Source organism: Microbacterium sp. SW12 (genome assembly GCF_055391095.1).
The window spans coordinates 2,274,844-2,299,852 of the sequence record NZ_AP024335.1; the positions used below are offsets into that span (position 1 = coordinate 2,274,844).

Here is a 25,009-nt window from a genome sequence, read left to right on the forward strand (position 1 = left end):
ACGTCGAGGCTACGCTCGTTCACCCGTCGTCGGAATCCCGCTTCTTCCGCAGCGCACGGCGGCTGAGCGGCTGCGACTCGCCCTCGGCGTGGGTGGCTCCGACAAGGTCAGCCGACCGCGGGTCGTGAACCGCTCCCACCACTTCGGGTCCGCGCCGCCAGAGCTTCGACGGCCACCAGATCGCCCGCCCGATGTCGTACGACAGGGCCGGGACGAGGAGCGAGCGCACGACGAAGGTGTCGAGCAGCACACCGAACGCGACGATGAACGCCAGCTGTGCGAGGAACAGGATCGGGATGACCCCGAGCGCAGCGAAGGTCGCTGCGAGCACGAGGCCCGCCGATGTGATCACCCCGCCGGTGGCGACGAGCCCGCGCAAGATGCCGCGACGCGTGCCGTGCACGAGCGACTCCTCCCGCACGCGCGACATCAAGAAGATGTTGTAGTCGACGCCGAGGGCAACGAGGAACACGAATCCATAAAGCGGTACTGCCGGGTCTGCGCCCGGGAACCCGAGGACGTAGTCGAAGACGAGCGCGCTGACACCGAGGGCCGAACCGAACGACACGACAACCGTGAGGATCAACAGGACCGGCGCGAGCACTGCCCGCAGCAGCAGCATCAGGATCAGCAGGATGACCACCAGCACGATCGGGATGATGACGGTGCGATCGCGGATCGAGGTGTCGTTGGAATCGACATCCGTCGCCGTCACTCCGCCGACCAGGGCGACACCGTCGCCGAGCTCGTCGGTGAACGCGACGCGCAGGTCGCGCACGGTTTGCTCGGCCTCGACCGAGTCCGCGGCATCCGTCAGCGTCGCGATCACGAGCACGTCGCCGTCCGAGACGGTGGGGCTCGGCGCCGGAGTACCCGGCGGCCCGAAGGCCGTGAAGACCGGCTCCCCGTTTTCGACAGAGACAGGCGCCTGTCCGCTCGGCGAGTCCTCGGAGGCGACAGATACCGAGTCGATCCCGGCGCTGTCGTCGAGGATCGTGACCGCGGCGGCAAGCTCGCTCTCGGGAACGATCACGTAGACGGGGCTACCGGAGCCTGCCGGGAAGTGCTCGGCGAGAACATTCTGCCCGTCTCGCGCTTCGGAATAGCCCAGCACGAGGTCGCTGGATGCCACACCATCCGCTTTGAACTGGGTGACACCGAGGGCTGCCACCAGCAGCGCGACCGTCGTGATGATCCAGACCGGGCGCGACCGTCGCGCGATCAGGCGCGCTTGGCGTGGCCAGAATCCCTTGACCGGCTTGGTGAAGTCGTCGGGAAGCTCTGCGAGCCCGTGCTTGGGGATGAACGGCCAGAACGCTACGCGGCCGAAGAGCGCGAGCAGCGCGGGCAGGAAGGTGAGGGCGGAGAGCATCGCGAACGCGATGCCGATCGAGGCGATGGGTCCTAGCGCCCGGTTGGTCGCAAGATCCGAGAGCAGCAGGATCAGAAGACCCGCGATGACTGTGCCGCCCGACGCGAGGATCGGCTCGAAGGATCCCTTCCAGGCACGCAGCGTCGCGTTCCATCGCTGCTCGCCCTCGCCGATGGCCTCCCGGAATCTCGCGACATACAGCAGGGCATAGTCTGTTGCCGCGCCGATCACGAGAATGAACAGGATGCCTTGGACCTGACCGTTGAGGACGAAGACGCCGGCGTAGGCGAGCCACCACACAACGAGCAGCGCCACGGTCAGCGCGAAGGTCGAGGTCATGAGCACGAGGATCGGCAGCAGCGGCGATCGGTAGACGATCACCAGGATGACGAACACCGCCACTAGGGCGACGATGAGCAACAGTCCGTCGATGCCGAGGAATCCCTTGACGAGGTCAGACGTGAAGCCTGCCGGTCCCGTTACCCACCCCTCGAGCGGCGCCTGCAGATCGTCGGTGACGAGGGTACGGATCTCTTCGACGATCTCACGCACTTCACCCGACGAATCGATCGGGATGAAGCCCTGCACCGCTTCGCCGTCATCCGAGACCACCGGTGGGGATACTCCATCGAGGACACCGTCGATGTTCGCGATCTCGTCGACGAGCGTCTGGACCTCGGCGAGCTGATCATCGGTGAGCTCTCCGTCGCCCGTCACGACAAGGACGGCGGGGATTGCTTCGTCACCCAAGAAGTCTGGGAGGCGCTCAGCGACGCGCGTGGCGTCCGCGCTCTCGGGGAGGAAGCTCGACTGGTCGTTGCTCGCGACCTCGTCGACCTTTCCGAAGTAGGGGCCCCCGACCGACCCCACCCCGACCCAGATCAGCACGAGCAACGCGGGGATGCCGATTCGCAACCACCGGGAGGGGCGGACGGAGTTCTTCTTCTGAGCCATCTTGCTAGCTTATCTAGCTAAACCGGCATCCGCGCAAGCCCTATCGTTGACGGATGGTGTCGGCAGCAATCGCTCTCCTGGGAGCGTTCATTTACGGCGCCGCCGACTTCTTCGGGGGCCTTGCAGCCAGACGCTTGCGCTCGATCGTCGTTACCGCGACGGCGGCTCTGAGCGGTCTGGTCGTTCTGTTCATACTGATCCCCCTGCTCGGAGCCCGGTGGAACATCGAAGACGTCGCCTGGGGCGCGCTCTCGGGAGTGTTCGGCGTGACAGCGATCGCGCTTCTATACGCCTGCCTCGCGATCGGCCCGATGAGCATCCTCTCCCCCGTCACCGCGGTCACGTCCGCGATTGCACCGATGATCTGGGGGCTCACGATCGGCGGTGAGAGCCTGACGGTCACCGGCTACCTCGGGCTCGGGGTGGCTCTGATCGCCGTCGTGCTCGTCGGATTCATCCCCGGACAAGGTGCGGTTCGTCCGTCAGCGCGCGGACTCGTGATGGCGATCGGCTCTGGATTGGCGATCGGCGCATTCCTTATCACCCTCGATCAGGCCAGCGATGACAGCGGGCTCGTGCCGATGATCGCCAACCGCGCCACGAACGCGACCATCACGATGGTCATCGTCGTTGCGATGATCATCGCCGCCACACGGCGGGGAGCCAGCGCGACATCCGCGCTCCGAGCCCGCGGTATCGAACTCGGCGCGACCCCCACCGGGCACGCCGACCTCGAGCATGCGCGCACCTCTCCGACAGGGACGGCACGATCCACGCCCGCAGGATGGGGCCTTGCCTTCGTGTGCGGTGTGCTTGATGTCACCGCCAACGTGCTGCTACTCGCTGCACTCCGTCTCGGAGACCTGTCGATCGTGGCAGCCCTTACCGCTTTGTACCCCGCCGGGACGATCCTGCTCGCCGCCGTCGTGCTTCGCGAGCGCGTCGCTGCCGTGCAGTGGCTGGGTCTTGCGCTGGCTCTGGGCGCCGGCGTGCTGCTGGCACTCGCTTGACGCGGCGTCAGACCTCAAGGAACAGCAGCACGACCGACACGACAAGGCCGATGAGGGCAAGCGCGGCGAAGCCTGCGGTGAGACGAGCGAGCGAGCGCACCAGCGGCGACGTCCGGGAGACCCGGACGGTATCGTGCCGACCGAGGCGCGCCCACAGGTCGACCTCTTCATCGTGCACGGTCGCGCCGTGCGGCAGCGGGGCTTCGCCGAGGATGCCGCTGTCATCGAACCATCGCACCACCTCGCCGGCGGGAGTTGGCGAGACGACGGCCCGTACGGGCACCCACGACCCGTCGGCGACCCACGCGATCAGGGCCGCGATGCCGAGGAGCACAGCCGCGCCAAGTCCGATCCAGGTGTAGATCTCCAGGGCAACGGCTAGCGCGGGTGGCACAGCCCCATTCTCTCAGGGAGCGGACCTGCCCACCCAAGGGTTCGCTCCCCCGGGCCATAAACGGAGCCACCTAAGGGAATCGTCCCCACCGCCACTCCAGCCGCCGCTTCGCGGCGCCCGGAGCCTCTGGCGGCGTGGGCCCACCCAAGGGTTCGCTCCCCGCCGGATGAACGAAAGAGACCGCCCTACGGACGGTCTCTTTCGTTCAGAGCCACCTAAGGGAATCGTCCCCACCGCCACTCCAGCCGCCGCTTCGCGGCGCCCGGAGCCTCTGGCGGCGTGGGCCCACCCAAGGGTTCGCTCCCCGCCGGATGAACGAAAGAGACCGCCCTACGGACGGTCTCTTTCGTTCAGAGCCACCTAAGGGAATCGAACCCTTGACCTATTCATTACGAGTGAATCGCTCTGCCGTCTGAGCTAAGGTGGCGTGATCGCTCGCGCGATGCACGATCAACGATCTTACCGTGTCCCCACTCGGCTCGTGACCACCTGTCACTACTCGCAGACAAGGCCGTCGGCTGGCACGATGCCGTCGATGAAATAGGCCTCGACGGCATCATCCACGCATGTGTTGCCCTTGTTGTAGCCGGTGTGGCCCTCACCGACGCGCGTGATGAGCACGCCCGACTCGAGCTGCTCGGCCAGCGCGACCGACCAGTCATACGGTGTCGCCGGGTCACCCGTCGTCCCGATCACCACGATCGGCTCGGCACCTGCTGCGGCGATCGGCTCCCGAACGCCAGTAGGTGCGTATGGCCATACGTCGCACAAGTCCACGCCCTCCCAGTAGGGGGCGATGGTCGGGGCCTGCTGGGCGATAGCTGCCTGAGACGCAGCGCGCTCGGCATCCGTCTCGCCGTCCGGGTAATCCATGCAGTTGTAGGTCAGAAAAGCCTCGGTCGAATTGTCGAGATACTGGCCGCCCTGGCGGTTGTAGTAGAAATCGGCGAGAGTGAATGCGGTGCTGGGATTCCCCCGCAGCACGTCGGTGAGCGCCTGCGTGAGGTACGGCCAACTCTCTTCCGCGTACAGCGCGGTGACGATGGCGGTCACGAGCGAGTCAGCGCCCAGCATCCGGCCATCGCTGTTGCGGATGGGGTCGCGGTCGACGCTGGCCAGAAGGATCGCAAGATCTCCCATGGCCTCATCGACCGAACCGCTGAAGGGGCAATCGCTCTGACCCACGCACGACGCCATGTAGGCGCGTAGCGCGTTCTCGAAGCCGATGGCCTGCTGGGTCGAGACATCAAGCCCGCTCAAGGACGGATCGATCGCGCCATCGAGCACGAGACGCCCGACACGATCCGGGTAGTGCTTCGCGTACGTCGCCCCGAGGAAGGTGCCATACGAGTAGCCGAGGTAGTTGAGTTTCTCGTCGCCAAGAACCGCGCGCAACAGGTCCATGTCCTGCGCCGCGTTTCCGGTCGTGATGAACGGCAGGATGCCGTTGCTGTTCTGCTCGCACGCGGCCGCGAACTCCTGCTGTTGCTCGGTGACGAACGCGTCCCATTCGGCGGAACGGCGCTGCCCGGGCGGGATGTCAAAGACGAACGAATCCATGCCCGCAGCGTCCAGGCACGTGACCGCGGTGGACTTGCCGACCCCGCGGGGATCGAAGCCAATGACGTCGTAGTTCTCCTCGAGCGCCTGACCGACCGCGAAACCCAGGGAATCGCGCACGAGATCCACGCCGCTCGCTCCCGGGCCGCCGGGATTGGTCAGCAGCGAACCGAGCGGCTCACCACCGGTCGCCGCGTGACGGATGACAGAGAGGTCGATCGTCCCCGCATCCGGGTCGCTCCAGTCCAGGGGCGCGGTGACGGTGGTGCAGTCAAAGCCTTCGCCGCAGGCGGCCCAGTCCAGTGTCTGCTGATAGAAGGAAAGAAGATCCTCCGCGACCCCGTCGGTGATCGGTGTCGGGGAACGGTGCGGGGCTGAGCTCTGATCCGGCATCGGGATGAGGTAGCAGCCGGCGAGCGCGACAGCCGCCGCCACCATCGTGGCGCTCGCTGTCAGGATGCGTCGAGCGAGGCGTGCGGTCATGGTGTCCTTCCCGACGAGACGGTGATGAGCAGGCTCTCGAGAGCAAGGGTGGGTGCGACGTTCTGTTCGAGGTTCCGGCGCGTGCGGGCGATCTCATCGAGCACGACCAGCGTGCGCTGCGGTGACCACGCCGCCGCGAGCGCGCGAAGGTCCTCGTCCAGCTCTCGGTTGATCAGGACACTCCCTCCTGTCGGGTCGGTCCTGCCGAACTGAATCATGAGTACGTCGCGGTACAGCGATTGCAGATCCGTGAGCACGCGGTCGATTCCGTCGCGCAGGCTCCGGGTCGCGCGGCGCTTCTGATCCTCTTCGAGCGCGGTGATCTGCGCTCGAACCGCCGGCGGCACGGCTGCGCCCTCGGCGATTCCGAGAGTGCGCTTGAGGCTCTCGCGCTCGGTCTCGTCTCGCTCCGTGGTGAGCGCCTTGGCGTCATCCGTAGCCGCCTGGACGATGCGACCTGCCACATCGACAGCATCGCCGACGCTGCGAACACCGAGCGCAGCTCGCAGCGTCACGTCTCGACGTGCACGAGCTTCGCCATCCGTGGCGAGCCGCTGTGCCATGCCGATGTGCCGTTGCGCGTGCCGCGCTGACTGCTCAGCAGTGACGGGATCGGCTCCGGTTCGCTGGGCGATGAGCGCAGCGACGTCGGCGACGTCGGGCTCGCGCAGGCGCACCACACGCACCCGAGAACGGATGGTCGGAAGAAGGTCTGCATCGCTCGGGGCGCACAGCACCCACACGGTGCGCTCGGGTGGCTCCTCGAGCGCTTTGAGCAGAACGTTGGAGGTGCGCTCGGCCATGCGGTCGGCATCCTCGACGATGATCACCCGATACCGGCCGAGCGAGGGGGCGAAGTAGGCGCGCTCGACCAGCTGCCGAGCCTCGTCGATGCGGATGATGACCTGCTCGGTTCGCAGCACTGTCACATCGGGGTGGGTCCGCGCGATCACCTGACGCATCGTGGCCTCGTCGCCGGGCTCGGCGATGAGCGCTGCCGCGAACGCCGCAGCGAGGGTCGAGCGGCCAGAGCCGGGTGGACCCGTGATCAGCCAGGCGTGCGCGAGTGAGTCGGGGTCGGATGCCGCGGCCTGGAATTGCGCGACGGCCTCCGGCTGCCCCCACACGGCGCCCCACGGAACTACCTGTTCGGGGGGCGCTTGCTGCATGCAGACCAGCGTAGCTGCGGCATCCGACGATCTGCCGTGAGCCACCGGGGCGGCCTACGTCACCGAGCGAGCAGAGCCGTCACCCTCGCGCGGACCGCCTCGGCGATCTCGCCTGCCGGGAGCGAGGCATCCAGCACGAGGAAGCGCTCGGGTTCAGCGGCAGCCAGCGCAAGGTACTCGGCACGCACGCGGGCATGGAACTCGTCACGCTCTGCCTCAAGCCGGTCAAAGGGCTTGTCGGCGGCGTCGAGCCGCGCGCGAGCTGCCTCGGGGTCGAGATCCAGCAGCACGGTGAGGTCAGGAAACAACCCTCCGGTAGCCCAGAGCGACAGGTCGCGGATCTCGTCGCGACCCAATACCCGACCCGCGCCCTGGTAGGCGACGGACGAGTCGAGGTAGCGGTCCTGGATGACTACCTCGCCCCGCGCGAGAGCCGGGCGCACCACCGTGGCGATGTGATGAGCTCGGTCGGCTGCGTAGAGCAGCGCTTCGGCACGCGGCGACACCTCGCCTCGATGGTGCAGGACGATGTCACGGATGAGCACACCGACCTCGGTCCCGCCGGGTTCGCGCGTGCGCACCACGATGCGGCCCTCAGACTCGAGCCAGTCGCGAAGCAGGCTTGCCTGCGTGGTCTTGCCCGACCCGTCACCGCCCTCGAGGGTGATGAACAGTCCCGGTGAGGTCACTTCTTGGCCGTCGTCTTGCGCGTCGTCGTAGCGCGCTTGGTCGTGCGCTTGGGTGCTGGCCCCTTCGCGCGTTTGTCAGCGAGCAGCTGCACGGCACGCTCGAACGTCACATCATCGACCTGTTCACCGCGCGGAATCGTCGCGTTGGTCTCACCGTCGGTGACGTAGGGTCCGAACCGGCCGTCGCGCAAGCGGATCGGCTTGCCGCTGGTCGGGTCGGCCTCGAACTCCTTGAGCGCACTCGACGCGCGGCGGGCACCGTACTTCGGCTGGGCATAGAGTTCGAGCGCCTGCTCGAGCGTGATGTCGAAGATCTGCGCCTCACTCTCGAGCGAGCGCGAGTCGGTGCCCTTCTTCAGGTACGGACCGAATCGACCGTTCTGCGCCGTGATCTGCTCGCCCGAGGCGGGATCCTCACCCACGACACGCGGCAGATCGAGCAGGCGCAGCGCCGTCTCGAGGTCGATCGTGTCCACCGACATCGACCGGAACAGTGACGCCGTGCGGTTCTTCGGGGCAGCGCTCTTCGCGGTGGACTTCTTGCCCTTCGCCGCGGGCGCCGGCTCAGCCGGTGCTGTCTCGAGAACCTCACCGGTCTCCGGGTCAACGACCGCGGCGGCCTCGGGCTCGGTTTCTTCGATGTAGGGGCCGAATCGGCCATCCTTGACGACGACGAGCTTGCCGTTGGCGGGGTTCTCGCCGAGGACGCGGTTGCCGGCGACCGGGGCGTCGATCAGTTCCTGTGCCTTCTCGGGCGTGAGCTCGTCGGGCGCGAGGTCGTCGGGAACGTTGACGCGGCGCGGGTCGGCATCCGGGTTCGCAGGGTCGATGACCTCGAGGTAGGGCCCGTACTTGCCGACACGCAGGGTCACGGTGTCGCTGATCGGACGCGCGTTGAGCTCACGCGCGTCGATGTCGCCGAGGTTGTCGACGATGTTGCGAAGGCCGACGTGGGCATCCGAACCGTAGTAGAACTCCTTGAGCCACTCGATGCGCTTCTGCTCACCCCGCGCAATGGCGTCAAGGTCGTCTTCGAGCGCGGCAGTGAAGTCGTAGTCGACAAGCTCCGAGAAGTGCTCTTCGAGCAGACGCACGACGCTGAACGCGACCCAGCTGGGCACAAGGGCCTGACCCCGCTTGGTGACGTACCCGCGGTCGAGGATGACGTCGATGATGCTCGCGAACGTCGACGGGCGTCCGATGCCCTTCTCTTCGAGCGCCTTCACGAGGCTCGCCTCGGTGTAGCGGGGCTTGGGGCTCGTGCTGTGGCCCTTGGGCTCGACATCCGTGAGACTCAGCACATCGCCGACCGCGAGCGCCGGCAGCGACTGGTCGTCGGAGCGGTCGGCATCGGCACGCTTTTCGTCGCGGCCCTCTTCGTAGGCTTCGAGGAAGCCCTTGAAGGTGTAGACGGTTCCGGATGCCGTGAACTCGGCCTTCTTGCCATCGGCATCGAGGGCCAGCGTGACGGTGGTGGTCTCGTACTTGGCATCCGACATCTGGCTGGCGATCGTGCGTTTCCAGATGAGGTCGTACATGCGCTCTTCGTCGCGGTCGAGCTGGCCGGTGACCTCGCTCGGGCGGCGGAAGAACTCACCCGACGGACGGATCGCCTCGTGCGCCTCCTGCGCGTTCTTGGAGTTGTTGCGGTACGTCCGCGGGTTCAGCGGCACGGCCTTGTCGCCGTAGAGCTCGACGGCCTGCGTGCGCGCGGCGGTGACCGCCTGCGCCGACAGGGCCGTCGAGTCGGTGCGCATATAGGTGATGTACCCCTTCTCGTAGAGGCGCTGAGCGACGCTCATGGCGTGTTTCGCGCTCATCGAGAGCTTGCGGCCTGCCTCCTGCTGCAGGGTCGAGGTCGTGAACGGCGGCTTGGGGCTACGGGTGCCGGGCTTTGCGTCAAGGGCGGTGACGGATGCCTCAGCAGCGGCCTCCACGGCTGCGGCGAGTGCGCGCGCCGCTGCTTCGTCGAGGACGACGACCGCCTTCTTCAGCTGGCCCTTGTCGTCGAAGTCCGCTCCGCGCGCGAGCGATGCGCCGTCGAGGCGCGCGAGGCGCGTCGTGAAGGAAGAGCCATTCTTGCCGGCGAGAGCCTCGACGTCCCAGTAGTCGGCGGGAACGAACGCCATCCGCTCCCGCTCGCGGTCGACGACCATGCGGGTTGCGGCGGACTGCACGCGGCCGGCAGAAAGGGCAGCTCCTTCGCGGCCCGAGCCGACCTTGCGCCACAGCACCGGCGAGACATCCCACCCGTAGAGGCGGTCGAGCACGCGCCGGGTCTCCTGCGCGTCGACCAGGGCAAGGTCGAGGTCTCGGGTCTTGTCGACGGCGGCACGGATCGCATCCTTGGTGATCTCGTGGAAGACCATGCGCTTGACGGGAACCTTGGGCTTGAGCACCTCGAGCAGGTGCCAGGCGATGGCCTCACCCTCGCGGTCCTCATCTGTGGCCAGCAGGACCTCGTCGGCATCCTTCAGTGCGCGCTTGAGTTCAGCGACGGTCTTGGTCTTGCGATCACTGATGACGTAGTAGGGGTCGAAGTCGTTGTCGACGTCGATCGAATACTTCCCGTAGGCCTGCTTCTTTTCGGCCGGGATGTCCTTCTTGCTCGCAAGGTCGCGGATGTGTCCCACCGAGCTGAGCACCTCGTACCCGTCGCCCAGGTATCCCTGGATCGACTTCATCTTCGTCGGGGACTCGACGATGACAAGCTTCTTGCCTGTGGCCAACGAAAGCTTCCTTTCTTCGATGCACACCATACACACACGGCGACACAGCGAAGGCTGAGAGCGCTACGGTGGCGGGCCGGCGCGTGCGGTTGCAGTGACCTCGAACGCGCCGAAGGGAACCGAAACCGACACGGTCGCGATGAGCTCGACAAGCTCGCACGAACGCATCCGTGCTCCCAGCGCGGAAGCGACCTCGGCAGCCCGATCGCAGGGGACACCGGGGACCGCTCCGGATGCGGCATCCGCTGCCGCGAGAGCCGCCGAGTCAGCCGCGCCGGCCACGCGTTGGGCGACGACGGATGCCGCGCCCACGCCCGCCGCCGCCACGATCACCGCAGCACCGATCACCGCAATGCCCGCCGAGGCAACGGTGCCCGCCATTACCAGCCATCCGCGAGGGCGCAGCCGCGCGCTGTGACGGGAATCCCGGAAACCGTGCGCGCCGCGGTCACGCACACGAGGTCTCCCTCGTCGCTGATCTCGACCGACGCGCCGGGGACGGCTGCCTGCACGACGGCACTCACGCGCGCGCCGCTTTCGCCGCGTGAGGCAAGGCGCGCAGCGTCGGCAACGGCATCCTGCAACAGAATCTGCCGCCCGGCAGCACCCAGAATCCCGACGGCGAGAAGCACCACAACCGCGACAGCAGTCATCGCGATCGCGAACTCGGCGGCGACCGACCCGCGATCACCGCCGAGTCCGTCGCGGATCATTCGACGCTGAGCGCGCGGCGCACCAGGTCGGTGAGGATGCCGCGCACCTCGTCCGAGCGCATGATCACGACCAGAAGGCCAGCGAAGGCGACTGCGGCCATCGTGGCAATCGCGTATTCCGCGGTGGCGGCGCCGGTCTCGTCCAGAAACAGCTCGCGCGCGGCACGCGAGGTCAAACGGGGCAGTGAGGACATGGGTTCTCCAATCGGTTGTGGAAGCGGGCACAGGAAGTGGGCACGGTCAGGGGAGGGGAAGAGACACGGACGGCAGGATGCTGAGGAACATCGGCGCAACGCCCAGGCACAGGAAGGCCGGGAGCGTGCACACGCCGAGCGGCAGGAGCAGTTTGGTCGACAGGCGAGCTGCGCGCAGGCGACCGTCGACCCGAGCCCGGTGCCGATCCAGCGCGGCAGCGGAGCGCAGCAGTTCGACCGCCGGAACTCCTGCCGCCTCAGAAAGGAGGAGAGTGTCACGCACCGCCGCGGAATCGTCGGCATCCGCGCCGCGCGCGGCATCCACGAGGGTCCGGGCCCGCGACACCGATACGCCGCCGCTGAGCGCTATCGCGGTGAGGTCGGCATCCATTCCCGGCATCACGGCGTCACGGTGAGCGGCAAGCGCCAGCCGCGACGTCCAGCGTCGCCCGGCCATGAGTAGCCCGACGCCGGCCACGGCACATGCCCATCCGGCAGGCTCGCGCAGCAACGTTCCGAGGGGATCGAACCCGAGGGCGAATGCGAGACCGATTCCGACAGCCGGAAGCCAGCCGAGCAGTCGAGCAGTGGACGTCGGTTCGGCCAGAGCGACGCGGATCTCGTCAGCTGACTCCTCGGCATCCCGCAGCACGTCGGCGAAGGAGCGAAGGGCGGGCGCCAGCGGCGACCCGACCGTCGTCGCGATCGACCACGCCGCAGCCACGTCTCGCCACATTCGTCGCTCTCGTGCGTGGACCGACTCGCCCACCGCATCGACTCTCGCGATGCGGATCCTGCGGCGTGGCTCCGGTGCGGGCTCGACGGCCAGGGCAGCGATCGCGCTGTCAATTCGGGCACCGCCGTCGACGGCATTGACGACCTGCGACGCCTGCAGGTCGCCCTGCTTCGCCAGATGGTCCCAGGCACGAGTCGGGGTGACCCCGGCCTCGAGCAACACAGCGACGCGCAGAACTGTCTCGGCGACCTGCGCTGTCATGACACCTCCTCTATATGGAGGCGACCGTCGGGGCCGAGCGTTGGGCGGCCGAGAGCGCCGATGCGACGGATACCGTCGCGGTCGCGGGTCACGTGAATGACCACTCCGATCGCGCTCGTGACCTGCCGCGCGAGGGCGTGGTCGGTGAGGCCCGCGAGTGCGCCGAGCGCCTCGAGCCGCGCCGGGACATCGCCGAGGCTGTTGGCGTGCACGGTGCCGGCACCGCCGTCGTGACCGGTGTTCAGCGCCGAGAGCAATTCGCGGATCTCTTCGCCGCGGCACTCCCCTACGACGAGCCGGTCCGGCCGCATTCGCAACGCCTCGCGCACAAGGCGAGCGAGGGTGATCCCGCCGGCCCCCTCGAGGTTGGGTTGTCGCGCTTCGAGGCGCACATGGTGAGGATGCTCGAGACGCAGCTCGGCGACATCCTCGATGGTCAGGATGCGTTCGTCGCGGCCGGCTTCGGACAAAAGCGCAGACAGCAGCGTGGTCTTGCCCGCGCCCGCGGCTCCCGTGACCAGCACGTTCTCTCGGGCGGCGACGATGTCGCGCAGCCGGTCACCTACCGTGGCATCGAACATGCCACGCCGACCGAGCTCAGCCACGGTGACCGATTGCAGGCGCGGGACCCGAATGGATACGAGCGTCCCACTGACCGACACGGGAGGAAGCACAGCATGTACCCGTGCACCGCCGTCCAGCCTCACGTCGACGCACGGGTGTGACTCATCAATGTGTCGACCACCCGCCGCAATCAGAGACACCGCGAGATCACGCGCGTCGGCCTCCGAAAGCTCGATGCCTGCCGCGCGACGCGGCCCGTGGCCTCGGTCGACGAAGACTTGCGGCCCGTTCACAAAAACGTCAGTCGTCGCGGGGTCTTCCAGGTGAGGACGCACGCGCTCCAGCGACGGATGACGCAACCAGTCTGCTCTGCGCAGGGCACTACCACCATCAGGCGCGAACTGTCCGCCTACTCCGCGCCCGGCGGCGGAGGGCGGGAGCGGGACGAAGAGGTCAGGCATGCATCGACGGTAGGCATCCGGTTCCTCGCGGACCGCGCACCGGCGCCATAGCGCGGTCAAACGCGCCGACAAGGCGGGCTGGGGAGGAACGCTGCCGAGCGACAGGATGAAGCCCCAACACAAGAGAAGGCGGCATCCCATCGGGGGAGAGGGATGCCGCCGTACGACACCGTTATCGGGGGTGGTCGGTGCCGCGATGCCAGAATCAGATGTTCGGCCGCGCACCAGCATACGCAACGAAAGGGGCCGTCACAATCCGTTGTGGAGAATCCACCTGCCCACTTCCGGAGGTAGTGTGCCCGAGCGGTGCTGACTAGCCTTTCGCTAGCTCTCGAGACGAGACGAATCACGAGAACCACTCAAGCCCGCGAAGGAGCGAGCCGAATGAGCAGTCAGATCGACCACCTGCTGAACGAGACCCGGCGGTTCGCCCCGTCTGCAGCTTTCGCCCAGAGTGCGATCGGTCGCGCCGAGCTCTATCAGCGCGCCGCTGACGATCGCGAGGACTTCTGGGCGGAGCAGGCGCGCGAGCTGCACTGGCACACGCCTTTCACAGAGGTGCTCGACTGGTCGACTCCCCCGTTCGCGAAGTGGTTCGCGGATGGCGCGCTCAACGTCGCCTACAACTGCCTCGACCGGCACGTCGAAGCGGGCAACGGCGACCGGGTCGCGCTGCTGTGGGAGGGAGAGCCCGGCGACACGCGCCGCGTCACCTACGCCGAGCTGACCGACGAGGTCAAGCGCCTGGCCAACGTCCTCGAGGGCCTCGGGGTCGGCGAGGGCGACCGGGTCGCCATCTATATGCCGATGATCCCCGAGTCGGTTGCCGCGATGCTCGCCGTCGCGCGGATCGGCGCGATTCACTCGGTCGTGTTCGGCGGCTTCTCGGCCGACAGCCTGCGCGCACGGATCGACGACGCCGGCGCCAAGGTCGTCATCACCGCCGACGGCGGCTACCGCAAGGGCAAGGTGTCGGCGCTCAAGCCCGCCGTCGACGCCGCCCTCAGTGACCGCGGATCGGGGGAGCAAGAGACCGTCGAGCACGTGCTGGTCGTTCGTCGCGGCGAGAACCCCGTCGAATGGACCGAGGGCCGCGACATCTGGTGGCACGACGCAGTGCCTGCGGCATCCGCCGATCACGAGGCAATGCCGTTCCCGGCAGAGAACCCCCTCTTCATCCTCTATACCTCCGGTACCACCGGGAAGCCGAAGGGCATCCTGCACACCTCCGGCGGTTACCTCACCCAGGCCGCCTTCACGAACCGCGTCGTCCACGACCTGCACCCAGAGTCGGATGTGTACTGGTGCACTGCCGACATCGGGTGGATCACCGGTCACAGCTACGTCACCTACGGTCCGCTGGCCAACGGTGCAACGCAGGTCCTCTATGAAGGAACGCCCGACACCCCGCATCCGGCGCGCTGGTGGGAGCTCGTCGAGAAGTACGGCGTGACGATCCTCTACACCGCCCCGACGGCCATCCGTTCGTTCATGAAGATCGGGCGCACCGCGGTGCAGAAGTTCGATCTGTCGAGCATCCGGCTGCTCGGCTCGGTGGGTGAGCCCATCAACCCCGAGGCATGGATGTGGTACCGCGAGGTCATCGGTGGGGATGCCGCTCCGATCGTCGACACGTGGTGGCAGACCGAGACCGGCGCGATCATGATCTCGGCGCTGCCCGGCGTCACTGAGGCCAAGCCCGGAAGCGCACAGGTGCCGCTGCCGGGAATCGGCGTGGATGTCGTCGACGAGGCCGGCGAACACGTCGGCAACGGGAACGGTGGGCTGCTCGTGCTCACCGAACCGTGGCCCAGCATGCTGCGCGGCATCTGGGGCGACCCGGAACGGTTCGTCGAAACCTACTGGGAGAAGTTCCGCGATCAGGGCTATTACTTCGCCGGCGACGGCGCGCGCCTGGACGAGGACGGCGACGTGTGGCTGCTCGGCCGCGTGGATGACGTCATGAACGTCTCAGGTCACCGCCTGTCGACGGCCGAGATCGAATCGGCTCTGGTCGCACACGAAGCCACCGCCGAGGCGGCAGTTGTCGGGGCATCCGATGAGACCACCGGTCAGGCGGTCGTTGCGTTCGTCATCCTCAAAGAGAGCTTCCTCAAGGCGCACTCCCCCGAGGGCCTCGCTGCGCAGCTGCGGAGCTGGGTCGCCGAACAGATCGGCCCGATCGCCCGCCCGCGAGACATCTACATCGTCGGCGAACTCCCCAAGACCCGGTCGGGCAAGATCATGCGCCGCCTCTTGCGCGACGTGGCAGAGGGCCGCGAGGTCGGCGACACCACGACCCTCGCCGACACCGCCGTCATGTCGGTGATCTCGGCGCAGGTTCGCTGAGCTCAGCATCCGTGGGGTAGGCGAAACCCGCGGGGTAGGACGTTTCGGAACCGAATCGTCTTACCCCGCGATAATTCGTTCGCCCGTGCGGCTCAGGCGAGGGTGAAGACGACCTCGACCTCGACGGGGCTGTCCAGCGGCAGCACGGGTACGCCCACTGCCGAGCGCGCGTGGCGCCCGGCGTCGCCAAAGACCTCACCGAGCAGTTCGCTCGCGCCATTGATGACGCCCGGCTGCCCGGTGAACTCGGGGACTGATGCCACGAAACCGGTCACTTTGAGCACGCCGGTGAGCTTGTCCACGCCACCCGCGGCGGCGGCTGCGGCAGCTATCGCGTTGAGCGCGGACTGACGCGCATAGGATGCGGCATCCGAAGCGGGAACGAGCCCGTGGCCGTCACCGACCTTGCCGGTGGCCGGCAGCGCACCCGAAACGAAGGGGAGCTGACCGGCGGTGTAGACGAGGTCGCCGTGCACCTTCGCGGGGATGTAGGCCGCGACGGGCGGGGCGATCTGGGGAAGATCGATACCGAGCTCTGCAAGGCGGGCGGAAACGCTCATCGGGTCACTCTCCGAACTGCTGGGCGGCAACGGCTGCCGCATCGAGGCCGGCGTTGGCTGCTCCGCCGCCGGTGGGACGCTTGAAGTATCCGACCAAACCGCCCTCGGGGCCCGGGACCACCTGCACGAGCTCCCACCCCTGCTTGCCCCAGTTGTTGAGGATCGCAGCGGTGTTGTGGATCAGCAGCGGCGTGGTCATGTACTCCCACGTGATCATCGGGGCTCCCGGGTGGTCGGTGATGGCGGGGGAACGGATGCTTCCCTCCAGCCTCGACCTCGCGGGCACGCGCGAGGCTGTCGAGCCTTCGCACAGGAAGCTCCCTTAGCATCAAGCCTATGCCTGAAACGAAACGAACGGCTGGCGGGGTGCTCGGCGGCCTGCTCGGTGTGGTCGGCCTCAGCGCCGTGGCAGGAGTCCTCGTTGCCGCCACCGTGACGCCGGCGATCGCCCTTTCCGGTGCCGCAGCATCGAGCGCGATCACGCTTTTCGACAATCTTCCCAGCGCGCTCGAGATCGATGAGCTGATGCTGCCGACGACCTTCTACTGGATGAACCCCGACACGGGTGAGTACGAGGTCATGACGCAGTTCTATGACCAGAACCGTGACCCGGTGACCTTCGATGAGGTCGCGCCTGTCATGTACAACGCGATCCTCTCGAGCGAAGACAAGAACTTCTACTCCCACGGCGGCGTCGACCTGGTCGGCACCGCTCGCGCCGTCATCTCCGGCGGTTCGCAGGGTGGTGGGTCCTCCATCAGCCAGCAGTACGTGAAGAACATCCTCATCCAGAAGTGCGAGGCCGAGGTCGGCACCGGCGAGGACGCCGATATGACGCAGGAAGAGATCGACGCTGCGAAGATCGCTTGTTTCGAGGATGCGACTGTCGCCAGCGGCGTCGAGGGTTACCAGCGCAAGCTGCAAGAGATGCGGTACGCGATCGCCCTCGAGCAGAAGTACTCGAAGGACGAGATTCTGCTCGGCTACCTCAACATCGCGAACTTCGGCGGCCAGAATTACGGCATCGGTGCCGCCGCACACTACTACTTCGGCGTGAGCCCCGCCGATCTGACGCTCGGCCAGGCCGCGGCGCTTGCCGGCATGGTGCAGACACCGAACCTCTACCGCCTCGACAGGCCGGATGGGTCCTGGACCGACAAGGACGGCAATCCGATCAACAGCGCGGCAGACGGCTATTCACTGACCAAGGAACGGCAGACCTACGTCCTGAACCGGATGCTCGCCGACGGGAAGATCACGCAGGAGGAGCACGACGCGGCGGTCGCCGAACCGATTGTCCCTGTTATCACTCCGGCCGACACCGGCTGTGGGGTCGTCCCCGGTAAGGCGGCGTATTTCTGCCAGTATGCGCGCGGCATCATGGAGAACGACGAGGCCTTCGGCGCAACGAAGGAAGAACGGACGAAGCTCCTCAAACAGGGTGGCCTCAACGTCTACCTGACGATCGACCGGCGCCTGCAGGCCGCTGCCGAGCAGGCAATGACCGACAACGTGCAGACGTCGATCGAGGGCTACACGAACGACCTGACGGGGCGCCTCGGCGCCGCGACGACCAGCATTGAAACGAAAACCGGTCGGATCCTCGAGATCACGCAGAACACGCTATTCAGCGAGACCATCACCGACGACCCGAACTACTCATCGCTGGTCTATGCGGGCAACCTCAAGTACGGCGGTGCCACCGGGTTCGAGGGCGGATCGACGTTCAAGGTCTTCACTCTCTTGGAGTGGCTGCAAGAGGGCCACTCGGTGAACGAGGTCCTCAACGGCAATGTGCAGGTCTTCAAGAACTTCCGCAACAGCTGCTTCGGCGACATCACCAACTCGACCCTGATCAACAATTTCGCGAAGAGTCCCGGGTACGTCGGAACGCCGATGCGGTTCACTGCCGATTCGCTCAACACAGGATTCCTGGCGATGGCATCCCAGCTCGACATGTGCGGCATCGAGAAGACAGCCGCAAAGATGGGAGTCGTCCGCGGGAATGGAGACCCGGTAGAAGTGCGAGTGCCGTTCGATGTTCTCGGGTCGAACAACATCGCGCCCATCGATGTCGCCGCCGCGTACGCAACCATCGCGAACAATGGCGTCTATTGCACCCCGAAGGCGATCGACCGGATCACGGACGCAAGCGGCAACGAGGTCGCCCTGCCGGAAGCATCGTGCACCCAGGCACTCGAGCCCAACATCGCCGCGACAGCCGCCTTCGCACTCCAGGGCGTCATGACCGGTGGTTCAGGCCGGGCATCCAACCCGTACGACGGCACGCCGATCCTCGGAAAGACTGGTACCCACGAAGCCAAGCAGACCTGGCTGGTCGCATCGAGCACGAACGTCACCACTGCCGTATGGGTCGGGAACTCGGACGGCGACGCGGACGTCAGCCGCTGGCCGTGGAACCACCTCTACACCCGCCACTCGGTCGCGAGGCCTATTCTTGCGGCAGCGAACACACTGTATGGCGGAGACAGCTTCCCGGCGCCTGACACCAACCTCACGAAGACCGTCTACTACGAGCTCCCGAACGTCGTGGGTCAGAGTGTCGAGGCTGCCACCAAGACACTCGAGGATGCTGGCTTCCAGGTGGCCCTCGGCAACCCCGTCACCTCGACCGAGGGTGCGGGAATCGTTGCACAGCAGGATCCGGGCGCAGGCCAGGTAGCAGGGGGCGCGACGGTTACGATCTATCCGAGCGATGGTCAGGGTGTGATCGTGCCAAGCGTGAGCGGTTCTGTCGACCAGGCACGCAGCACGCTGCAGGGAGCGGGTCTGAACGTCACTGGCGGGACGTGTAAGAACTCTAACGACACGGTCGCACTCACGGGCACGAATCCCGGAGCAGGCGCGATGGTCGCACGGGGATCGACCGTGAACATCGAGGTGTCGTGCACGGGACCCGCCCCGAAGCCCACGAAGACGCCGTGAGTTTTCCTCTCAGCCGGACCGCCCTCACGACCCTCGGGGTCGTGGGGGCGGTCGGCGTCGGCACCGCCGTCTGGGGCATGGGAATCGAGCGCTACCTCTACACGGTTCGACGCCATGAGGTGCGCGTCTTGCCTGCAGGCTCCGCTCCGCTCCGGGTCCTGCACCTCTCCGACATCCATATGGCGCCGTGGCAGCGTCGCAAGCAGCGGTGGCTTGCAGGACTTGCCGACGAACTTCGCCCCGACCTCGTCGTGAACACCGGAGACAACCTCGGGCACGCTGAGGGAATCACCGGCGTCCGTGCCGCGCTCGACCCACTGCGTGGCATCCCGGGGGCCTACGTGCACGGATCGAACGATCACGACGCCCCACTCCCCCGAAACCCCTTGTTGTACTTCTCTGGGCCGTCGAAGTCTGTGCCCAGGCCCGAGCGGCTCGACGTCGGCGCACTCGACGACTACCTGCAGAACGATCTCGGTTGGCACGAGCTGAACAACGCTGCTGCGGCCTTCCCCGTGGCCGGACGCACCATCGCAGCGTTCGGTGTCAGCGATGCCCACCGGCACTGGGACCGCCTCGAGGTCCTCCCGCCGCTCGTGGCCGACCTGAAGGCGCAATCACCCGACCTCACGATCGGCGTCAGCCACGCTCCTTATCGCCGCGTGCTCGATTCCTTCACGGGGCTCGGCGCCGACATGATTTTCGCCGGACACACCCATGGCGGCCAGGTACGGATGCCCGGATTCGGTGCCCTGGTGGCCAACTGCGATATCCCGCTCGACCAAGCGCGGGGCCTCAGCACGTGGCGCAAGGAGGGACGCTCGGTGCCGCTGAACGTGAGCGCCGGCGTCGGTCATTCGATCTACGCGCCGGTGCGCTTCGCCTGCCGGCCGGAGGTCTCGTTGATCACTCTCACGGCGGTCGATGCCGACGGCGGTTCGGGCGGCGAGCGCTGATCGGGTAGACTCGAACGGTTGCCACGGGGTGTGGCGCAGCTTGGTAGCGCGCGTCGTTCGGGACGACGAGGCCGCAGGTTCAAATCCTGTCACCCCGACGCATTGTCTTGCGGGAGCCGACCAGAAGTCGGCTCCCGCAAGACAATGATCGCGGTGATTAACGGGCCCCCAGCGCCCGAGGCTCCGCACGACGCAACGCGGCGTGTGGAGTGGCCCTGGGGCGCACCCCGACCATCGAGCAAGATCACAACAATCAAGACCTGACGGTGTCGTCGCCCCCTCCCGGAAGGATCCTGATGGCCACCCCTCCCCGCCTGGTTGCGTTCGATCTGGATGACACTCTCGCTCCCTCGAAGAGCGCGATCGATCCGCGCATGGGCGATCTGCTCGTCGCTCTCGCCGCACGCGTCGAGGTCGCGATCATCTCGGGTGGGCAGCTCGCGCAGTTCACGATGCAGGTCGTCGACCGTCTTCCCGAGGCCTCAGCTGACACGCTCGCTCGGCTGCACCTGCTCCCCACCTGCGGCACGCAGTACTACCGGCTGAGCACTGACGGTATCGACACGATCTACGCCCACTCGCTCGCCGACGATGAGAAGCAGCGCGCCATCACCGCCGTCGAGGAGGAGGCCAAGCGTCTGGGGCTGTGGGAGTCCGAGACCTGGGGCGAGATCCTCGAAGACCGCGGCTCGCAGATCACGTTCTCCGCCCTCGGGCAGCAGGCCCCTGTCGACGCGAAAATGGCCTGGGATCCGACGGGTGAAAAGAAGAACCGGCTCCGCGAAGCAGTTGCCGCTCGCGTGCCAGACCTCGAGGTGCGCTCGGGCGGATCGACATCCGTCGATATCACCGCGCGCGGAATCGATAAGGCCTACGGGATGCGTCAGCTCGCCGATCAGACCGGCATCGCGCTCGACGACATGCTCTTCGTCGGTGACCGTCTCGACCCGGACGGCAACGACTACCCCGTGCTCGCCATGGGCGTCACCTGCCAGGCTGTCGAGGGCTGGGAAGACACCGCCGAGTTCCTCGAGGCGCTCATCCCGACGCTGCCTACTCCGTCGGAGCGGTAACCGTCGCGTAGTAGCCGCGGATGTGGTCGGTTACTGCGGCACGCGCAGCTTCGGCCTGGCCCTCGCCGATGAGCTCGACGATCCGGTGGTGCTCGTGGCGCAGGCGGGAAGCAGCGCCGTCCCAGTCGGCGATTCGACGGATGCCCCGCGCCACATATCCCTCAATCGCGTCACGGAGGCCTCCCATCATCGCCACCGTGACGCCGTTGCCTGCAGCTTCGGCCAGCGCAAGATGCAGTTGGGCATCAAGGGCGACGAACTCTTCGGGGCTCAGCGACTCGTCATCCATCGCGGCCAGCACCCGCTGAACGTCGACGAGCACGGGCGACTCTGCGGACGCGAGGTCGGCAACGACAGCCGATTCGAGCGCAATACGGGTCTGGACGACATCCTCGACTGCGAAACTCTGCGCCGCCAGCTGCAGCCGCAGCAGCGCCGACATGCCGCCGGACGGCGTGCCGATGATGATCGCACCGGCAGTCGGGCCTGAACCCGTCCCGGTGCGGATCAGCCCCATCACCTCGAGCACCCGCAGCGCCTCGCGAACACTCGATCTGCCGACACCGAGGGTCGTCGCCAACTCGCGCTCGGGCGGCAGGCGGTCGCCGGGACCGAGTTCTCCACTCATCAGATCGCTCTCGATCCGATCCAGCACGATCCGCCAGGCCTTGGCCGGGGCATCCGTCACAGGCACTCCTTCGTCTGCCTCAGGCTACCCAGTGGTCTGACCACCACCAAACGCGCACGCGCGATGACCACGCAAAACCCCTGCGCCGACGCTAGCGTGGGGGCATGGATCCCCTCCTTGTCGTCATCGGCATCGCCGCCGCTGTCTCACTGTTCTGCTGGGTCGCCTCGATCATCACGAAAGACACCTCGTGGGTCGACCGGCTGTGGTCGATCGTGCCCGCAGTCTACGTGTGGGTGTTCGCGGTCACCGCACTCGTGGCCGGCGAGGATGCGACGCGTCTGGTGGTCATGGCGGTCCTCGTCACCGCCTGGGGTGCACGCTTGACGTTCAACTTCGCCCGCAAGGGCGGCTACACCGGGATGGAGGACTACCGGTGGGCGATCCTGCGGGCCCGGATGTCGCCCGCGCAGTTCCAACTCTTCAACGTGTTCTTCATCGTGCTGTACCAGAACGCGCTGCTCGTGCTGATCTCCCTCCCCGCCCTCATCGCGTGGCAGAACCCGACGCCCTTCACCGGATGGGATGCCGCCTTCGCCGCACTGTTCGTGCTGTTCCTCGCCGGCGAGTTCATCGCCGATCAGCAACAGTGGGACTTCCACAAGGCCAAGCAGGCCGCGGGCGGGACGCTCGAGCCCGGATTCCTCACGACCGGACTGTGGCGCTACAGCCGGCATCCGAACTTCTTCTTCGAGCAGGCGCAGTGGTGGGCGTTCTACGCGCTCGGCGCCACAGCGGCCGTCACCGCCGGCGCGGGACTCTGGGGCGGCGCCTTCAACTGGACGATCATCGGCGCCGCACTGCTGACCGTCCTGTTTATCGGCTCCACAGTGTTCACCGAGTCGATCTCGGCATCCAAGTACCCGGAATACACGCAGTACCAGCGGACGACATCGATGCTGGTACCGCTGCCGCCGCGTCAGCGGCCTGCCGAAGCCAATGCCTGAGGCCGCCGCGGACGGAGGGGCTCAGCGTCCGTCGATGCGCCCGCCGGACTCGCGCAGGTAGCACTCGGCGCACATCGACTCGTACGTGACCCGGTCTGTCGAGAGCTCGTCGATCGCGACCTGATCACCGTCGAAGACGAACCTCCCGCCGACCAGACGGGCGTTGAAGATCGCCTTACGGCCGCACCGACAGATCGTCTTGAGCTCTTCGAGCGAGTGGGCGAGCTCAAGAAGCCGTCGCGATCCCGGGAACGCGTGGGTGCGAAAGTCAGTGCGGATGCCGTAGGCGAGCACCGGTACCCCATCGAGCACGACGATCCGGAGCAGATCGTCGACCTGCTCGGGTGTGAGGAACTGCGCCTCGTCGATGAGGAGACATGCGACATCCGTGCGACGGCCTTCGGCTTCGGGAACGAGCGCTTCGTTTTCGCGGCGAACCAACTGTTCCCGGTGGTGCGCGAACAGCTCACGCAGGTCAGCGACGGGAGGGATGAGGAAGTCCACGGGACGCGTCACACCGAGCCGACTCGAGATGTGATCGGCTTCCTTCGTGTCGATCGCGGGTTTGGCCAGCAGCACGTGCTGACCGCGCTCCTCGTAGTTGTACGCCGCCTGCAGCAGGGCGGTGGACTTTCCGGAGTTCATCGCTCCGTACCGGAAGTACAGCTTCGCCACGATCGGATCTCAGCTCAACGGATAGGCGAGCATTACGCCTTCAGCGCGAGAACGTTCGCGGTCTCGGCAAGGGTCTGCTGCGCGGCATCCGGGTTGCTGTTGAGGTGCCCGCCGTAGCTCGGGATGAGGTCGCGCAGCGTCCCCTCCCACTCGTCGATGCGGTCGGGGAAACTCGACTTCAGGATGCCCAGCATGATCGCCACGGCAGTCGAGGCACCCGGGGAGGCACCCAAGAGGCCGGCGATCGTGCCGTCGGCCGAACTCACGACCTCGGTGCCGAACTGCAGCACGCCACCCTTCTCGGGGTCCTTCTTCATCACCTGAGCACGCTGCCCTGCGTTCAGGAGCATCCAGTCTTCATCCTTCGCCGTGGGCATGAACGTGCGGAGGCTGTCGACCTTGCGCTTCTTGTTCTTCAACAGCTCGCCGATGAGGTACCGGATGAGGCTCGGGTTGTCGATCGCGACCTTGAGCATCGGCCACAGGTTGCCGGGGCGCACCTGGGCGATGATGTCGAAGATCGAGCCACGCTTGAGGAACTTGGGGCTGAACGTCGCGAACGGACCGAACAGCAGCGAGGTCTCGCCGTCGACGACGCGAGTGTCCAGGTGCGGCACCGACATGGGCGGCGCACCGACGGATGCCTGCGAGTAGACCTTCGCACGGTGCTGGGCGACAAGGGCGGGGTTGCTGGTCTTGAGCCACTGCCCACCGATCGGGAAGACGCCGTATCCCTTGATCTCGGGGATACCGGATTTCTGCAGAAGCTTGATTGCCCATCCGCCCGCGCCGACGAACACGAAGCGTGCCCGCGTCTTGCCGGGAGTGCGACCGACCTGGTTGCGCCACGACACCTCCCAGGTGCCGTCCTTCAGCTTCTTCAGTCCCGTCACCTGGCGGTCGGTCACGACCCGACCACCATGCTGCTTCAGGTTGTCGAACAGCTGTCTGGTGAGGGCACCGAAGTCGACATCCGTGCCGGCCGGGACGCGCGTCGCCGCGAACGGCTCGTCGCTCGCGAGACGCTTCTGCATGAGCAGCGGAGCCCACTGGTTGATGACCCGAGAGTCTTCGCTGTACTCGATCCCGGCGAACAGCGGCTGCGTCTTCAGCGCCTCGTAGCGGCGCTTGAGGTACGCGACATCCTTCTCGCCGCGCACGAATGTCATGTGCGGCGTCGAGTTGATAAACGTCGACGGTTCGTCCAGGATGCCGCGCTCGACCAGCGATGCCCAGAATTGGCGGCTGAGCTGGAACTGCTCATTGATCGAGATCGCCTTGGCGGGATCCACGCTGCCGTCGGCTGCCGCCGGCATGTAGTTCAGCTCGCACAGGGCGGCATGCCCCGTCCCGGCGTTGTTCCAGGCGTTTGAGCTTTCCAGGGCGACATCGCCCAGCCGCTCATAGACCTCGATGGTCCAGTCGGGTTCGAGTTGGGAGATGAAGGTGCCCAGGGTGGCGCTCATCACACCGCCACCGATCAGCAGGACGTCGACGGGTTCGGTCACCGGTCAAGTCTACGGGCG

General features: G+C 66.6%; 22 protein-coding genes and 2 tRNA genes. 7 read left to right on the forward strand and 17 right to left on the reverse strand.

The window, feature by feature from the left end; all coding sequences use genetic code 11:
- Positions 1-19: 19 nt before the first annotated feature.
- Positions 20-2,326 (reverse strand): MMPL family transporter, encoded by a 2,307-nt coding sequence (locus MICSW_RS11535; RefSeq protein ID WP_464495964.1) that lies wholly within the window; start codon positions 2,324-2,326, stop codon positions 20-22.
- Positions 2,327-2,379: 53 nt separating this feature from the next.
- On the opposite strand from MICSW_RS11535, the gene MICSW_RS11540 reads away from it, so the two are divergent.
- Complete coding sequence (locus tag MICSW_RS11540) at positions 2,380-3,336, forward strand: DMT family transporter (RefSeq protein ID WP_228178016.1); 957 nt, start codon at positions 2,380-2,382, stop codon at positions 3,334-3,336.
- Between the two features lie 7 nt (positions 3,337-3,343).
- On the opposite strand, the gene MICSW_RS11545 is transcribed toward MICSW_RS11540, so the two are convergent.
- The 11 genes from MICSW_RS11545 to MICSW_RS11595 form a co-directional block, all read right to left on the reverse strand.
- On the reverse strand, positions 3,344-3,730 hold the full coding sequence (locus tag MICSW_RS11545; protein ID WP_228178015.1) for a hypothetical protein: 387 nt from the start codon (positions 3,728-3,730) through the stop codon (positions 3,344-3,346).
- Between the two features lie 354 nt (positions 3,731-4,084).
- Positions 4,085-4,157, reverse strand: a tRNA-Thr gene (locus MICSW_RS11550).
- Between the two features lie 68 nt (positions 4,158-4,225).
- Entirely contained in the window at positions 4,226-5,773 is a 1,548-nt protein-coding gene (locus MICSW_RS11555; protein ID WP_228178014.1) for an alpha/beta hydrolase, read from the reverse strand.
- Positions 5,770-6,942 (reverse strand): DNA polymerase III subunit delta', encoded by a 1,173-nt coding sequence (locus tag MICSW_RS11560; RefSeq protein ID WP_292730400.1) that lies wholly within the window; start codon positions 6,940-6,942, stop codon positions 5,770-5,772. Before MICSW_RS11560 ends, MICSW_RS11555 begins: the two co-directional genes overlap by 4 nt.
- A gap of 59 nt (positions 6,943-7,001) precedes the next feature.
- Positions 7,002-7,631, reverse strand: a complete 630-nt coding sequence (gene tmk / locus MICSW_RS11565) for a dTMP kinase (protein WP_464495965.1) — start codon at positions 7,629-7,631, stop codon at positions 7,002-7,004.
- A complete protein-coding gene (gene topA, locus MICSW_RS11570; protein WP_228178011.1) occupies positions 7,628-10,360 on the reverse strand; it encodes a type I DNA topoisomerase in 2,733 nt (910 codons plus the stop codon). The genes tmk and topA overlap by 4 nt, the downstream gene beginning before the upstream one ends.
- A 63-nt stretch (positions 10,361-10,423) precedes the next feature.
- Entirely contained in the window at positions 10,424-10,741 is a 318-nt protein-coding gene (locus tag MICSW_RS11575) for an Rv3654c family TadE-like protein (RefSeq protein WP_228178010.1), read from the reverse strand.
- Positions 10,741-11,073 (reverse strand): TadE family type IV pilus minor pilin, encoded by a 333-nt coding sequence (locus MICSW_RS11580; protein ID WP_228178009.1) that lies wholly within the window; start codon positions 11,071-11,073, stop codon positions 10,741-10,743. The genes MICSW_RS11575 and MICSW_RS11580 overlap by 1 nt, the downstream gene beginning before the upstream one ends.
- Positions 11,070-11,267: a DUF4244 domain-containing protein gene (locus tag MICSW_RS11585; protein WP_228178008.1), complete on the reverse strand. Its 198-nt coding sequence runs from the start codon at positions 11,265-11,267 to the stop codon at positions 11,070-11,072. Before MICSW_RS11585 ends, MICSW_RS11580 begins: the two co-directional genes overlap by 4 nt.
- A gap of 46 nt (positions 11,268-11,313) precedes the next feature.
- Positions 11,314-12,264, reverse strand: coding sequence for a type II secretion system F family protein (locus tag MICSW_RS11590; RefSeq protein WP_464495966.1), 951 nt, complete (start codon positions 12,262-12,264; stop codon positions 11,314-11,316).
- Positions 12,261-13,289 (reverse strand): TadA family conjugal transfer-associated ATPase, encoded by a 1,029-nt coding sequence (locus MICSW_RS11595; RefSeq protein ID WP_375236571.1) that lies wholly within the window; start codon positions 13,287-13,289, stop codon positions 12,261-12,263. The genes MICSW_RS11590 and MICSW_RS11595 overlap by 4 nt, the downstream gene beginning before the upstream one ends.
- A 384-nt stretch (positions 13,290-13,673) precedes the next feature.
- Here MICSW_RS11595 and acs point away from each other — a divergent pair, with 384 nt between their 5' ends.
- Positions 13,674-15,638, forward strand: a complete 1,965-nt coding sequence (gene acs, locus MICSW_RS11600; RefSeq protein ID WP_228178005.1) for an acetate--CoA ligase — start codon at positions 13,674-13,676, stop codon at positions 15,636-15,638.
- A gap of 92 nt (positions 15,639-15,730) precedes the next feature.
- On the opposite strand, the gene MICSW_RS11605 is transcribed toward acs, so the two are convergent.
- Positions 15,731-16,198 carry a RidA family protein gene (locus MICSW_RS11605; RefSeq protein WP_228178004.1) on the reverse strand — a complete coding sequence of 156 codons (468 nt, stop codon included), beginning with the start codon at positions 16,196-16,198 and terminating at the stop codon, positions 15,731-15,733.
- Positions 16,199-16,202: 4 nt separating this feature from the next.
- Positions 16,203-16,415, reverse strand: a complete 213-nt coding sequence (locus tag MICSW_RS11610) for a DUF4177 domain-containing protein (RefSeq protein ID WP_228178003.1) — start codon at positions 16,413-16,415, stop codon at positions 16,203-16,205.
- A 119-nt stretch (positions 16,416-16,534) separates the two neighbouring features.
- Here MICSW_RS11610 and MICSW_RS11615 point away from each other — a divergent pair, with 119 nt between their 5' ends.
- From MICSW_RS11615 to MICSW_RS11630, 4 genes are all read left to right on the forward strand, one after another.
- Positions 16,535-19,144, forward strand: coding sequence for a transglycosylase domain-containing protein (locus tag MICSW_RS11615; protein WP_464495967.1), 2,610 nt, complete (start codon positions 16,535-16,537; stop codon positions 19,142-19,144).
- Entirely contained in the window at positions 19,141-20,100 is a 960-nt protein-coding gene (locus MICSW_RS11620) for a metallophosphoesterase (RefSeq protein ID WP_464495968.1), read from the forward strand. The genes MICSW_RS11615 and MICSW_RS11620 overlap by 4 nt, the downstream gene beginning before the upstream one ends.
- 24 nt (positions 20,101-20,124) lie before the next feature.
- A tRNA-Pro gene (locus tag MICSW_RS11625) sits at positions 20,125-20,198 on the forward strand.
- A 198-nt stretch (positions 20,199-20,396) separates the two neighbouring features.
- Positions 20,397-21,173 (forward strand): HAD-IIB family hydrolase, encoded by a 777-nt coding sequence (locus tag MICSW_RS11630; RefSeq protein WP_228178000.1) that lies wholly within the window; start codon positions 20,397-20,399, stop codon positions 21,171-21,173.
- Here the strand turns inward: MICSW_RS11630 and MICSW_RS11635 are convergent.
- Complete coding sequence (locus MICSW_RS11635; protein WP_228177999.1) at positions 21,154-21,861, reverse strand: FadR/GntR family transcriptional regulator; 708 nt, start codon at positions 21,859-21,861, stop codon at positions 21,154-21,156. The two genes, MICSW_RS11630 and MICSW_RS11635, sit on opposite strands and share 20 nt — an antisense overlap.
- A gap of 104 nt (positions 21,862-21,965) precedes the next feature.
- On the opposite strand from MICSW_RS11635, the gene MICSW_RS11640 reads away from it, so the two are divergent.
- Entirely contained in the window at positions 21,966-22,808 is an 843-nt protein-coding gene (locus tag MICSW_RS11640; protein WP_464495969.1) for a DUF1295 domain-containing protein, read from the forward strand.
- A gap of 21 nt (positions 22,809-22,829) precedes the next feature.
- Here MICSW_RS11640 and MICSW_RS11645 read toward each other — a convergent pair whose 3' ends face one another.
- Both MICSW_RS11645 and MICSW_RS11650 read right to left on the reverse strand, forming a co-directional pair.
- Complete coding sequence (locus tag MICSW_RS11645) at positions 22,830-23,483, reverse strand: thymidine kinase (RefSeq protein WP_228177997.1); 654 nt, start codon at positions 23,481-23,483, stop codon at positions 22,830-22,832.
- 32 nt (positions 23,484-23,515) lie between these two features.
- On the reverse strand, positions 23,516-24,991 hold the full coding sequence (locus tag MICSW_RS11650; RefSeq protein WP_464495970.1) for a malate:quinone oxidoreductase: 1,476 nt from the start codon (positions 24,989-24,991) through the stop codon (positions 23,516-23,518).
- Positions 24,992-25,009: the final 18 nt, after the last annotated feature.

What these genes read in the sequence shown, in the direction of transcription:
- MICSW_RS11555 (WP_228178014.1), bottom strand. Translation starts at nt 5,773, where the DNA reads ATGACCGCACGCCTCGCTCGACGCATCCTGACAGCGAGCGCCACGATG.
- acs (WP_228178005.1), top strand. Translation starts at nt 13,674, where the DNA reads ATGAGCAGTCAGATCGACCACCTGCTGAACGAGACCCGGCGGTTCGCC.
- MICSW_RS11560 (WP_292730400.1), bottom strand. Translation starts at nt 6,942, where the DNA reads ATGCAGCAAGCGCCCCCCGAACAGGTAGTTCCGTGGGGCGCCGTGTGG.
- MICSW_RS11615 (WP_464495967.1), top strand. Translation starts at nt 16,535, where the DNA reads ATGCCTGAAACGAAACGAACGGCTGGCGGGGTGCTCGGCGGCCTGCTC.
- MICSW_RS11585 (WP_228178008.1), bottom strand. Translation starts at nt 11,267, where the DNA reads ATGTCCTCACTGCCCCGTTTGACCTCGCGTGCCGCGCGCGAGCTGTTT.
- MICSW_RS11640 (WP_464495969.1), top strand. Translation starts at nt 21,966, where the DNA reads ATGGATCCCCTCCTTGTCGTCATCGGCATCGCCGCCGCTGTCTCACTG.
- MICSW_RS11535 (WP_464495964.1), bottom strand. Translation starts at nt 2,326, where the DNA reads ATGGCTCAGAAGAAGAACTCCGTCCGCCCCTCCCGGTGGTTGCGAATC.
- MICSW_RS11610 (WP_228178003.1), bottom strand. Translation starts at nt 16,415, where the DNA reads ATGATCACGTGGGAGTACATGACCACGCCGCTGCTGATCCACAACACC.
- MICSW_RS11630 (WP_228178000.1), top strand. Translation starts at nt 20,397, where the DNA reads ATGGCCACCCCTCCCCGCCTGGTTGCGTTCGATCTGGATGACACTCTC.
- MICSW_RS11580 (WP_228178009.1), bottom strand. Translation starts at nt 11,073, where the DNA reads ATGATCCGCGACGGACTCGGCGGTGATCGCGGGTCGGTCGCCGCCGAG.
- MICSW_RS11575 (WP_228178010.1), bottom strand. Translation starts at nt 10,741, where the DNA reads ATGGCGGGCACCGTTGCCTCGGCGGGCATTGCGGTGATCGGTGCTGCG.
- MICSW_RS11540 (WP_228178016.1), top strand. Translation starts at nt 2,380, where the DNA reads ATGGTGTCGGCAGCAATCGCTCTCCTGGGAGCGTTCATTTACGGCGCC.
- MICSW_RS11605 (WP_228178004.1), bottom strand. Translation starts at nt 16,198, where the DNA reads ATGAGCGTTTCCGCCCGCCTTGCAGAGCTCGGTATCGATCTTCCCCAG.
- MICSW_RS11595 (WP_375236571.1), bottom strand. Translation starts at nt 13,289, where the DNA reads ATGCCTGACCTCTTCGTCCCGCTCCCGCCCTCCGCCGCCGGGCGCGGA.
- MICSW_RS11590 (WP_464495966.1), bottom strand. Translation starts at nt 12,264, where the DNA reads ATGACAGCGCAGGTCGCCGAGACAGTTCTGCGCGTCGCTGTGTTGCTC.